This is a genomic window from Nonomuraea sp. NPDC003804 (genome assembly GCF_040610675.1).
Taxonomy (GTDB): domain Bacteria; phylum Actinomycetota; class Actinomycetes; order Streptosporangiales; family Streptosporangiaceae; genus Nonomuraea.
The window spans coordinates 1-11,222 of sequence record NZ_JBEXMT010000044.1; the positions used below are offsets into that span (position 1 = coordinate 1).

9 protein-coding genes are annotated in these 11,222 nt (G+C 73.6%); 5 read left to right on the forward strand and 4 right to left on the reverse strand.

Annotated elements, in window-relative coordinates; all coding sequences use genetic code 11:
• Positions 1–181: hypothetical protein (locus ABZX22_RS40485; RefSeq protein WP_354920967.1), on the forward strand; the 181-nt coding region annotated here is incomplete at its 5' end.
• On the opposite strand, the gene ABZX22_RS40490 is transcribed toward ABZX22_RS40485, so the two are convergent.
• Positions 148–717 (reverse strand): TIGR03086 family metal-binding protein, encoded by a 570-nt coding sequence (locus ABZX22_RS40490; RefSeq protein WP_354920970.1) that lies wholly within the window; start codon positions 715–717, stop codon positions 148–150. The genes ABZX22_RS40485 and ABZX22_RS40490 overlap by 34 nt on opposite strands.
• A 70-nt stretch (positions 718–787) precedes the next feature.
• On the opposite strand from ABZX22_RS40490, the gene ABZX22_RS40495 reads away from it, so the two are divergent.
• Positions 788–2,074 carry a TIGR04013 family B12-binding domain/radical SAM domain-containing protein gene (locus ABZX22_RS40495; RefSeq protein ID WP_354920973.1) on the forward strand — a complete coding sequence of 429 codons (1,287 nt, stop codon included), beginning with the start codon at positions 788–790 and terminating at the stop codon, positions 2,072–2,074.
• A 142-nt stretch (positions 2,075–2,216) separates the two neighbouring features.
• On the opposite strand, the gene ABZX22_RS40500 is transcribed toward ABZX22_RS40495, so the two are convergent.
• A complete protein-coding gene (locus tag ABZX22_RS40500; protein ID WP_354920976.1) occupies positions 2,217–3,125 on the reverse strand; it encodes a TIGR03619 family F420-dependent LLM class oxidoreductase in 909 nt (302 codons plus the stop codon).
• A gap of 77 nt (positions 3,126–3,202) precedes the next feature.
• A complete protein-coding gene (locus ABZX22_RS40505) occupies positions 3,203–5,791 on the reverse strand; it encodes a BTAD domain-containing putative transcriptional regulator (protein ID WP_354920979.1) in 2,589 nt (862 codons plus the stop codon).
• Between the two features lie 101 nt (positions 5,792–5,892).
• Here ABZX22_RS40505 and ABZX22_RS40510 point away from each other — a divergent pair, with 101 nt between their 5' ends.
• Genes ABZX22_RS40510 through ABZX22_RS40520 form a run of 3 tightly spaced genes read left to right on the forward strand, consistent with a single transcriptional unit; the run spans position 5,893 to position 10,846 of the window.
• On the forward strand, positions 5,893–8,550 hold the full coding sequence (locus ABZX22_RS40510) for an AAA family ATPase (protein ID WP_354920982.1): 2,658 nt from the start codon (positions 5,893–5,895) through the stop codon (positions 8,548–8,550).
• 2 nt (positions 8,551–8,552) lie between these two features.
• Positions 8,553–9,440: an alpha/beta fold hydrolase gene (locus tag ABZX22_RS40515; protein WP_354920985.1), complete on the forward strand. Its 888-nt coding sequence runs from the start codon at positions 8,553–8,555 to the stop codon at positions 9,438–9,440.
• Positions 9,437–10,846, forward strand: coding sequence for an MFS transporter (locus tag ABZX22_RS40520; RefSeq protein WP_354920987.1), 1,410 nt, complete (start codon positions 9,437–9,439; stop codon positions 10,844–10,846). Before ABZX22_RS40515 ends, ABZX22_RS40520 begins: the two co-directional genes overlap by 4 nt.
• Positions 10,847–11,007: 161 nt before the next feature.
• Here the strand turns inward: ABZX22_RS40520 and ABZX22_RS40525 are convergent, their stop codons facing one another.
• Entirely contained in the window at positions 11,008–11,178 is a 171-nt protein-coding gene (locus tag ABZX22_RS40525; RefSeq protein WP_354920990.1) for a DUF3073 domain-containing protein, read from the reverse strand.
• Positions 11,179–11,222 lie beyond the last annotated feature (44 nt).

Genomic DNA, 11,222 nt, shown 5'->3' on the forward strand with positions numbered 1-11,222 from the left:
GGCCTGGCGGTACGGCGACGCCGACACCCCGGACATCCCGGTGATCTCGCAGACGACGGGTGGCCAGGCCGCCCTGGTGCCGCAGGGGGCCCGGCTCCAACCGGTGCCCGGCGCGGGCCGGGGGGTGCCGGGGGCGCCTGGGGAAGGTCAGGCCGACCAGTGCGGGTCGCGGCCGAGGTAGCGCAGCAGGACGGCCACGTCGTCGTCGCCGTCCTCGGGCGAGAGGGCGGCGGCGTAGAAGCCGTACTGCCTGGGCGGCTCGACGTGCTGCTGGGCGATCGGCAGCAGCTCGCGCGCCATGGCCGGGGTGAGCGGCGAGGGCTGTCCCGTCGCCGTCGCGATGTCCCAGGCGTGCACGGCGGCGTCGAGCGCGCACGCCCCGATGCCGAGCGTGTAGGTCATGGTGTTCGGCGGCACGGGGACCGGCACCTCCTGGGCGTCGGGTGACACCGTCGCCCAGGCGTCGGCCGAGGCCTTCATGGCCTGCTCGGCCACCTCTTCGGCGGAGCCGGCGAGCCTGCCGGAGGGGGCGAAGGGGTTCTCCTCGGGCAGCGGACCGCCGGTGATGAACGCCGCGTAGCCGAGCTGGTCGCCGGCGGCGTGCTGGAGCACCTGGGTGACGTTCCACTCGGCGCAGGGGGTGGGCAGCTCCCAGCCGTCGGCGGGGACGTTACGGATGACGGTGCGGAGGGCTTCGTGCGCCTCGGTGAGGATCATGTCTCTACTATAGCAGAACGGAATAGTCCATTCCAATACGTGGCGAGCCCCGATTCGCTACTGTGACGCCGTGGGACTGGATGTCTGCGTGGTGGTCCGTTACCGCAAGGCGGTGACGTACGGCATGCACGCCCTGCTCGGCGCGCTGCAGGCGGCGCAGGTCGACTGCGAGGTGCGCTACGGCACCACGCCGGAGGAGACAGCCGCGCTGATCTCAGCCTCCGCGGCTGACCGGGTGCTGGTGCTGTGGTCGTTCTACTCCCCCGACGCCGAGGCGATGGCCGCTGAGCTGGCGGCCGTCCGCGCGGCCGGCGGCGGCGACGCCCTGCACATCGCCGGCGGGGTCCACGCCACCGCCGAGCCGCAGCACGTCCTCGACTCCGGCTGGGACCTGGCCGCGATCGGCGAGGGCGAGTCCACGATCGTCGCCCTCGTCACGGCGCTGCGCGAGGGCACACCGCTGACCCAGGTGCCCGGCCTGGCTCTCAAGGACGACGACGGCATCGCGCTGCGCACCAGGCCCGCGCCCCAGCTGCCCCTCGACGCCTTCCCTTCCTTCCCCGCCGAGCGCGGCCGGTTCGGCCCCATCGAGATCACCAGGGGTTGCCGCTACACCTGTCGGTTCTGCCAGACGCCGTTCATGTTCGGCGGGCAGTTCCGCCACCGGTCGGTGGGCAGCGTGCGCGCCCACGTCAGGGAGATGGTCGCCCACGGCCTGCGCGACGTCCGGTTCATCACCCCCACCTCCCTGTCGTACGGCTCGCCGGGCCCCGACCCCGACCTCGACGCGGTGGAGGAGCTGCTGGCCGGGGTGAAGGAGGAACTCCCTCCCCATGGCCGGGTGTTCTTCGGCAGCTTCCCCTCTGAGGTGCGCCCCGAGCACGTGACACCGGAGGCGATGCGCCTGCTCAAGCGGTACGTCGCCAACGACAACATCATCATCGGCGCGCAGTCCGGCTCCGACCGCGTCCTGGCCGCCTCCGGGCGCGGCCACGGCGCCGGCCCGGTGCGCGACGCCGTCAGGATCGCCGTCGAGCACGGCTTCCGGCCGAACGTCGACTTCATCTTCGGCATGCCCGGCGAGGACGGCACCGACCAGGCGGCCTCGCTGACGCTCGCGGCGGAGCTGGCGTCCCTGGGCGCGCGCATCCACACCCACACGTTCATGCCGCTGCCGGGCACCCCGTGGCGCGACGCCGAGCCCGCCTTCATCCCGCTCGAGACGATGCGCGAGCTGGACCGGCTGGCCCAGCGCGGCGACGCCTACGGCCACTGGCGCAAGCAGGCCGAGCACTCGGCGCGGCTGGCCGAGACCGCCAAGGCCTACCCGCGCAGGACCCGCAGGCGCCGGGCCTGACCCGCTCCCCAGACCCGCGACCCCGCGCTGACCGGCCGCGGCGAGGGGATCGCCGCCATCGCCACCGCGCTCGTCGTCGCGGACGTCGCCCGAAAGATGTCGGCGGCCGCCCGGGGGAATCCCGATCGCGGGCGCCCCGACCTCAGGTGTGGATGAGCTTGCGGAAGTCGCCGGCCACGGCGAGGTAGTCGGCGGGGTTCTCGGTCGAGTAGTGCAGGTCGATCAGCGGTTCGGCGTCCAGGGTGGTGACCGCCTCCGTGAGGTAGCCGGCGATCTGCTCGGGGGTGCCGCGACTTGGGACCTGCTCGTCCGGCACCGGTTCCGGCGTGATCCTGGGATTGACGCGCACGATCAGCCGCAGCTTCGCCGGGTCGCGGCCGATGGACTCCGCGTGCCGCTGGATGCCGCGCCAGGCGCGCGTCAGCATCGGCAGGGGCAGCGCGGCGGCCAGCCAGCCGTCCCCCCTTCGCCCGATCCGCTCCAGCGCCGCCGGCGAGAACCCGCCGAGCAGCACCGCGGGCCGCTGGACCGGCTTGGAGCCGATCACCGACTCGGGGATGGTCCAGAGCCTTCCTTCGTGGCGGATGACGTCGGACTCGCCCCACACCAGGTCGAGGATGTCGAGTGTCTCCTCCAGGCGCTCCCCTCGTCCGCGCCAGGGGATTCCGGTGGCCGCGTACTCGTCCGCCGACCAGCCGATTCCCAGCCCCACGTCCAGCCGTCCTTCGCTGAGCAGGCCGATCGTGGTCAGCGATCTGGCCAGGACGACGGGCGGCGTCCAGAAGGCGTTGAGGGTGCTGGTGCCCAGCCGTACCCGGGACGTGGCCGTGGCCACGGCGGTGAGGACCGTCAGCGGATCGAGGCACCTGCGGTGCTGCGGGGGGATGGTGCCGTCGCCGCCCGGATAGGGCGTCGTGGGCCGGGTGGGGTTCAGCAGCCGGTCACCCACCCACAAGCTGTCGTAGCCCATCTCCTCGGCGGCCTTCGCCACCTCGATCGACAGCCGGGGATCGGCGAGGACACCGAGTTGGGGTACGGCGAGGCCCAGCATTGCGTGATTCCCTTCACCAGCGCGTCATGGAAGGTCACATCATCTGGGGTGGCGATAAACGCCACGTTATCAACAGGTCATTCCATGAGCTGGTAGGGCAGAAGGACGGTGGCCGCCTCCGTGCGGCAGCGCCGCGCCTGCCGGGTGTCGCCGAGTTCCTCCCATGCCTGGCCCAGCCTTGCCAGGAGCATCCCGGCCAGCAGGGGGTCGTGCATCGCCTCGGCCATGGGGACCGCCTCCTCGCCGACGGCCACGGCGTCCTGCGGCCGTCCGGCGGCCAGGTGGACGAGCATCAGGCGGTTGGCGGGCCAGGCCGCTCTCAGCGGCAGGCCGCCCCTGCGGTAGGTCTCGGCGCTTGCCAGCAGATGCTCGGCGGCCTGGTCCAGCTCGCCCGCGCACAAGCACACGACTCCCTGCGCCATCTGGTTGACCCCGATACTGTGCGGGTCGCCCGCCAGCCTGCCGAGCTCCAGACCCCGCTCGGCGTGGCGCCGGGCGTCCGGGATCGAGCCGTCGTCGGCCAGCGCCATGGCGAGCATGGCGTGGATCATCGCGCTCAGCTTGGGATGGGCCTGGGCGTCGACCGGCGCGAGCGCCTCGGACAGCAGGTTGACCGCCTCGTCCGTCGCCGCCATGCGCTGCGCGCCCAAGCCCATCGCGAGCATGACGGAGGGCAGGAAGATGGCGTCGTCGACGTCGGCGAACCCGGTCACGTGGGCGAGCAGGGGCACCTCGCGCATGAGACCTTCGCGGCCGGAGCCCGCGATCGTGGCGGCCACGTTGGCCTGCTCGGCCCGCATCCAGGCGCGGGCGGCCGGTACCCCGGAGAAGCTCAGCTCGGGACGGCCGGTCCCGGCCGGGTGCACGAAGCCCGGCAGCGCGACGCGGCACACGCCACGGATGCCGGACAGGTAGTGCTCGAAGAGCCGCCGCGTCGCGGCCGTACGCTCCTCGTCGCCGACCAGGCCCCTGCCGTACAGCCGCAGCAGGTCGTGATAGCGGTAGCGGCCCGGGGCGGTGGACTCCAGGAGGCTCGCGTCGACCAGGGCCTCGCACAGGTCGTCGGCCTCGAAGGGGCCGACGCCGAGCATCGCGGCCACCGCCTCGACCGGCAGGTCCGGTCCCTCGGCCAGCGCCGGCAGCCGGAACGCCCTGGCCTGCTCCGGGGGCAGCTGCTCGTAGCCGAGCGCGAAGCAGGACGCCACCGTCTCCTGCCCGGCCTTGAGCTCGTTGATGCGGCGCTGGGCGTCGGCCAGCCGTACCGCCAGGGCCTCCAGCCGCAGGCCGGGCCGCGCGGCCAGTCTGGAGGCCACGATCCGCACCGCCAGCGGCAGCCGCCCGCACGCCTCGACCAGCTCGGCGGCGGCCCGCGGCTCGGCCGTCACCCGGGCCTGCCCGGCGACGCCTCCGAGCAGCTCCAGCCCCTCGTCGGCGGACAGCAGCCCGAGGGCCGTCAGCTGGGCACCGGGAATGCCGACCTGCCGGACGCGGCTGGTGACGATCACGGCGCAGGTCGCCGAGCCCGGCAGCAGCGGCTCGACCTGGCCGGAGCCGGCGACGTCGTCGAGCACGACCAGCACCCGCCGACCGGCGAGCATGGACCGCAACAGCGCCGCCCGCTCCGGCAGGGTGGGCGGAATCCGGCGGTCGGCGCAGCCCAGCGCCCTCAGGAAGCCGGCCAGCACGTCCTCGGGAGCCTGGTTTCCGCTGCGGAGGTTGGCGTACAGCTGACCGTCGGGAAAGCTCTCCCGTACGGCATGCGCCACGTGCAGCGCCAGCGTGCTCTTCCCGATCCCGCCCGGACCTGACACCCCCACGACGGGCATCGTGCTCGTACCCGCCGACTTCAGCCGTTCGACCAGGTCCCGCACGACGTCACGCCTGCCGGTGAAGTCGTGCACGCCCGCCGGCAGCTGTGCCGGCGCCGGCCGGACCCCGCCGGCTCTCACGGCGACGACCGGCTGGTCGGTGGCGATGATCTGCTGGTAGACGGCCGCCAGCTCGGCCGACGGGTCCACACCGAACTCCTCGGCCAGGAGCAGGCGGGTGTCGGTGTAGACGCCGATGGCCTCGGCCTGCCGTCCGGCGCGTTTGAGGGCCAGCATGAGCTGGCCGGACAGCCGCTCGCGGGTCGGGTGCTCGGCGTGCAGCGCGGTCAGCTCGCCGATCACCTCGGCGTGCCGCCCCAGCGCCAGGTCGGCGTCGATCCTGGACTCCAGGGCGACCAGGCGTGTCTCGGCCAGCCGGGCGCGCCGCGCCTGCGCCCAGGCGCCGGGCAGCCCGGCCAGCGGCTCGCCCCGCCAGCACTCCAGCGCCTGGTTCAGCAGCGTATGCGCCTGGTCCGCCGGGGCCTGCGCGGCCTTGCTCAGCAACCGGTGGAAGTCCGCCACGTCGGTGGCGGCGGCGCACCTGTATCCGCCCGCCACCGACTGGATCACCTCGGCGCCCACCGCCGCCCGCAGCCGCGACAGGTACTGCCGTACGACGTTCGCCGCAGTCCTGGGCGGCGCGTCGGCCCACAGGATGTCGATCAGCTGGTCCTGGCCGACCACGCGGCCCTCGGCCAGGAGCAGGGCGGCGAGGGTCAGCCGCTGCTGAGGGGAGCCCAGGTCGAGTTCCTGCTCGCCCCGCAGGCAACGTACCGGTCCCAGCAGCTCGAAACGCATTGGGGGATGATGCCACGCCCGGGCCCTCGCCGCCCTTCGAACCTCGTGCCTGACCCGCCCCCGCGGCACGCGGCCCCGCGCCTGCTCGTAGGCTCGGGCGGGTGCGCGAGACAGACAAGCGGATCCGCCAGACGGACACCCTGTACGGCAGAGCCGCCGAGCAGGCCGCCATCACCGCTCTGCTGGACGCGGCGGGCAAGGGCCAGGGCCAGGCGCTCGTCGTCCGCGGCGACGCCGGCATCGGCAAGTCGGCCCTCGTCGAGCACGCGGAACGCCAGGCGGGCCCGCTGAGGGTCCTCAAGGCCACCGGCACCGAGAGCGAGAGCGGGCTCGCCTTCGCCGCGCTCCACCAGCTCCTCCACCCCGTCACGGGCGATCTGGACGCCCTGCCCGAGCCGCAGCGCGACGCGGTGGCCGGGGCGCTCGGCCTGTCCGCCGCCGGCAGCGACGACCGGTTCCTCGTGGCGGCGGGCGTCGTGTCGCTGCTGATCGAGGCGGCGGTGCCCGACGGCCTGCTGGTCGTGGTCGACGACTTCCAGTGGATCGACCAGGCCTCGGCGGCGGCGCTGCTGTTCGCCGGCAGGCGGCTGGGCAGCGAGCGCATCGCGATGCTGCTGGCCGTACGAGGGGAGACGCGCACTCCTGGCGTGCCCGAGCTGCCGCTGGGCGGGCTCGACCAGGACAGCGCCGGCACGCTCCTCGCCGCGCGGGCCCGGCCGGCGAGGGAGGTGGTGGCGCGCCTGGTCGAGCTGACCGGCGGCAACCCGCTGGCCCTGCGCGAGACGGTCGAGCTGCTGACACCCGCGCAGCTGGCCGGCACCGCCCCGCTGCCCGAGCCGCTGCCGGTGGGCGCGGGCATCTTCGGGGAGCAGGTGCGGCGGCTGCCCGAGGACACCAGGCGGCTGCTCCTGTTCGCGGCGCTGGAAGGCAGGGGCGACCTCCAGGTGGTGCTGAAGGCCGCGGGCAGCGGGGAGCCGGCGCTGCGGGCCGCCGAGACCGCGGGGCTCGTCAGCGTCGACACGGCCATCAGGTTCAGGCATCCGCTGGTCAGATCGGCCGTCCACGCCGACGCCGATGCCGCGCTCCGGCGCGAGGTCCACCGGGCGCTTGCCGTACAGGTGGGTGATCCTGACCGGCGGGCCTGGCACCGGGCGGCGGCGACGGTCGGCCAGGACGAGGCGGTCGCCGCCGAGCTGGCCGCCGCGGCCGAGCGGGCGAGGGCTCGCGGCGGCTACGCCGACGCCGCCACGACGCTCGTGCGAGCCGCGGAGCTGACCCCCGATCCGGAACGGCGCGCCGTACGGCTGGCCGCCGCGGCCACCTCGGCCTGGCTCGGCGGCCGGCCAGGGCAGGCGGAAAGCTGCCTGGCCGAGGCCCGATCACTCGCCGACCGGCCAGAGTTCGCCCAGCTCAGGGGCCGGTTCGAGCTCAACTCCGGCAACGCGGCCGAGGCGCTTCGCATCCTGTCCGGCGGCGAGACCCTGGAGATGCTCGCCGACGCCTCCGAGGCCGCCTCCTACGTGGGCGACGTCGAGGCGATCGTCGCGCTCGGCCGCCGGGCCGAGTCCTTCCCCGAGGGTTTCGTGCGCGACGCGGTGGCAGGGATCGGCGCGACGCTCGCCGGCGACCGGGCCGCCGGGACGCTGATGCTGCGCAGGGCGCTGAGCCGAAGCGATGAGCTCGACGATGCCGCCCAGCTGCTGTGGGCCGCCGCCGCGGCCAGCTACCTGGGCGAGGCCGACGTCTCGACCGAGCTGGCCACCAGGGCGGGGCGCACCGCACGCGTGTCGGGCATGGTGGGTCAGCTGCCCGTGGTACTGGAGTTCGTGGCGACGGCCGAGCGCATCGAGGGCCGGTTCGCGCTGAGCGCGGCGATCGCCGAGGAGGGCCTGGAGCTGGCCCGCGAGGCGGGATACACCAACTCGGTCGCCGCCCACCTGGCCAACCTCGCGGCGGTCGCCGCCGTCCAGGGGCGGGAGGACGACTGCGCCCGCCTGGCCCACGAGGCGCTGGCGATCGCGATCCCGCACCGCCTGGGCATGCGGGCCAGCATCGCCCGCTACGCGCTCGGCCTGCTCGACCTGGGCCTGGGACGCCATGCGGCGGCCCACGACCGGTTCACCGGGCTGGTCGCGACCGGGCATCCCACGGCGGTGTGGCGTTCGACGCCCGACAGGGTCGAGGCCGCGGTCGGCTGCGGCGAGCTGGAGGCGGCCCGCGCGGCCTTCAGCGCCTACGAGCGCTGGGCGGCCGAGGCGCGCACGCCCTCGGCCAGGGCGCTGCTGGCCAGGTGCAGGGCGCTGCTCGGCGACGACGCCGCCTTCGACGAGGCCATGGGCCTGCACCCCGAGGGCTTCGAGCGGGCCAGGACCGCCCTGCTGTACGGCGAGCGGCTGCGCAGGCTGCAGCGCCCCGGAGAGGCGCGGGCCCACCTGCGCTACGCGATGGAGACGTTCGAGCGGGCCGGAGCCGACCCGTGGACGCGCAGGGCGGGCGACGAGCTGCGCGCGGCGGGCGAGACCCGGACCAGATCCGAGCCCGCGGCGCTCGCCGCGCTGACCCCGCAGGAGCTGCGCATCGCCAAGCTGGTGGCGGCGGGAGCCTCCAGCAAGGAGGTCGCCGCGCAGCTGTTCCTCAGCCCGCGCACCGTGGAGTACCACCTCTACAAGATCTATCCGAAGCTCGGTGTCAGCTCACGTACCGAACTGGCACTAGTAGTCCTACGGATGGCAGGCGAGTCGCCGGACGAGAAGCTTTAGCCATGCAAAACACGATCTGGACCGAAGAGTTCGGCGACACCGCCCACCCGCCCGTCCTGCTCATCGCGGGCTCCATGTCCCAGGGCCCGCAGAGCTGGCCCGACGCGTTCGTCGGCCGTCTGGCCGCCGGTGGCCGCAGGGTGATCCGCTACGACCACCGCGACACCGGCCGGTCGAGGACCGTCGACTTCGCGAGCGACCCCTACACCTGGCGTGACATCAAGGACGACGCGCTCGCCGTCCTCGACACGCACGGGATCGAGTCGGCGCACATCGTCGGGCACTCGGCGGGCGGCCTGCTCGCCCAGTGGATCGCCGTCGAGCACCCCGAGCGGGTGACCACGCTGACCGTGATCGGCTCCTCGCCGCTCGGACGGCAGGAGGGCATGACCATCATGCGCGCCCTCATGGGCGAGGAGCAGCCGGAGGGCAGCCTGCCGCCGCCCGCCCCCGCCTTCGTCGAGTTCTACCGGCAGATGATCACCACCGCGCCGCCCGCGACCAGGGCCGAGCAGATCGACTTCCAGATCGCCGAGGCCAGGGTCCTGTCGGGCGGCGGGCTGCCCTTCGACGAGGACGAGGAGCGCCGCCAGGCCGAGCGGCTCCACGACCGGGCGCTCGACCTGTCCGCCCTGGCCAATCACCGGCTCGCGGCGGCGGCGGACATGACCTTCGAACCGGCGGGTGTCCTGCACACGGTGAAGGCGCCCACGCTGGTCATCGAGGGCACCCACGAGCCGGCCAAGCCGGGCCACGGCGCGCTCATCGCCGCGGAGATCCCCGGTGCGGAGCTGCTGATGGTGGAGGGCATGGGGCACATGCTCGCCCCGCCGGTGCAAGGGACCCTGGCCGACGCGATCCTGGCGCACACGGTTACTGTGCGAAGGTGAGCTATCACCGCCGGATGCTGGTGCTGGCGATCTGCTGCATGAGCCTGCTGATCGTCAGCCTCGACAACACGGCGTTGAACGTGGCGCTGCCGTCCATGAGGCAGGAGTTCGACGCCTCGGTCTCCGACCTGCAGTGGACGGTCGACGCCTACACCCTGGTGCTGGCCTCGTTGCTCATGCTGTCGGGTTCCACCGCCGACAGGGTGGGCCGGCGCCGGGTGTTCCAGGCGGGACTGCTGCTGTTCACGCTCGGCTCGCTGCTGTGCAGCCTGGCGCCCGGCATGGGATGGCTGGTCGTCTTCAGGATGGTCCAGGCCACGGGCGGGTCGATGCTGAACCCGGTGGCGATGTCGATCATCACGAACGTCTTCACCGATCCGCGCGAGCGGGCCAGGGCCATCGGCGTCTGGGGTGGCGTGGCGGGCATCAGCATGGCGGCCGGGCCGCTGGCCGGCGGGTTGTTGACGGAGACGCTGGGCTGGCGCTCGATCTTCTGGCTCAACCTGCCGCTGGGCGTCGCGGCGATGATCCTGACCGCCCTGTTCGTGGCCGAGTCCAAGGCGCCGCGGGCGCGCAGGTTCGACCCGGTGGGGCAGCTGCTGGTGATCGTGCTGCTGGGCTCGCTCACGTTCGGGATCATCGAGGCCCCCGCGGAGGGCTGGACATCGCCGCTCATCCTCGGCTGCCTCGCGCTCGCCGCGCTCTCGCTGGCCGGGCTGGTGGCCTACGAGCGGCGCCGGGTGGAGCCGCTGATCGACCTGCGTTTCTTCCGCAGCGCGCCGTTCAGCGGGGCGACCGTCCTGGCGGTCAGCGCGTTCGCGGCCCTGGGCGGGTTCCTGTTCCTCAACACGCTGTACCTGCAGGAGGTCCGCGGCCTGGACGCCCTGCACGCGGGTCTCTACATGGTTCCCATGGCGTCGATGACGCTGGTGTCCGCGCCGCTGTCGGGTCGGATCGTGGCCGCCCGCGGCCCCCGGCTGCCGACGTTGCTGGCGGGCCTGACCATGGCATGCAGCGGCGTGCTGTTCGCCGGGTTCGGCGCCGCGCAGAGCGTCGCGCTGATGTTCACCGCGTTCGTCCTGTTCGGCATCGGCTTCGGCCTGGTCAACGCGCCCATCACGAACACCGCCGTGTCCGGCATGCCGCGCGAGCAGGCGGGCGTCGCCGCCGGCATCACCTCGACCAGCCGCCAGATCGGCATGTCACTGGGTGTCGCGGTCATCGGGTCGGTCATCGCCACGACGGGACCGGCCGACAACGACGTGGCCTGGTGGATCATCGCCGGCTGCGGCGCCGCCGTCCTGCTGGTCGGCTGCCTCACGACGGGCACGTGGGCCGCTGCCAGCGCCGACCGTACGGCGAAGCGCATCGCGGCCGAGGACCGGGTGCACGCCACACGCGCGTAGCGCGACCGGCCCCCGTGACCAGGACGGCGAGCGTCAGCGCGCCCGCCACCTGTGGTGATGCCCGTGTGCGGGCGACCACGCCTGATCGCCCGTCATCCGCCCGTCGCGGCGGTCGCACCTGGCCGATGCCCGGCCGACCGCCCGTTCTGCCGTGCCGAGACTCAGCCGGAGGAAGCCGCGGAGTCGTGCGACTGCTCCGTGGTCGCCGCGTCATCCCGCGGCGACTCGGCGCCGAGCTCTTCGCGCAGGCGCTCGTAGTCGATGTGGTGGTTGGTGTACTTCAGCTCGCGAGCGACCTTCGTCTGCTTCGCCTTGGCTCTGCCTCGCCCCATGGCTCCACTCCCTCGATGCCCGCCATCATCCTATCAAGTTGAAG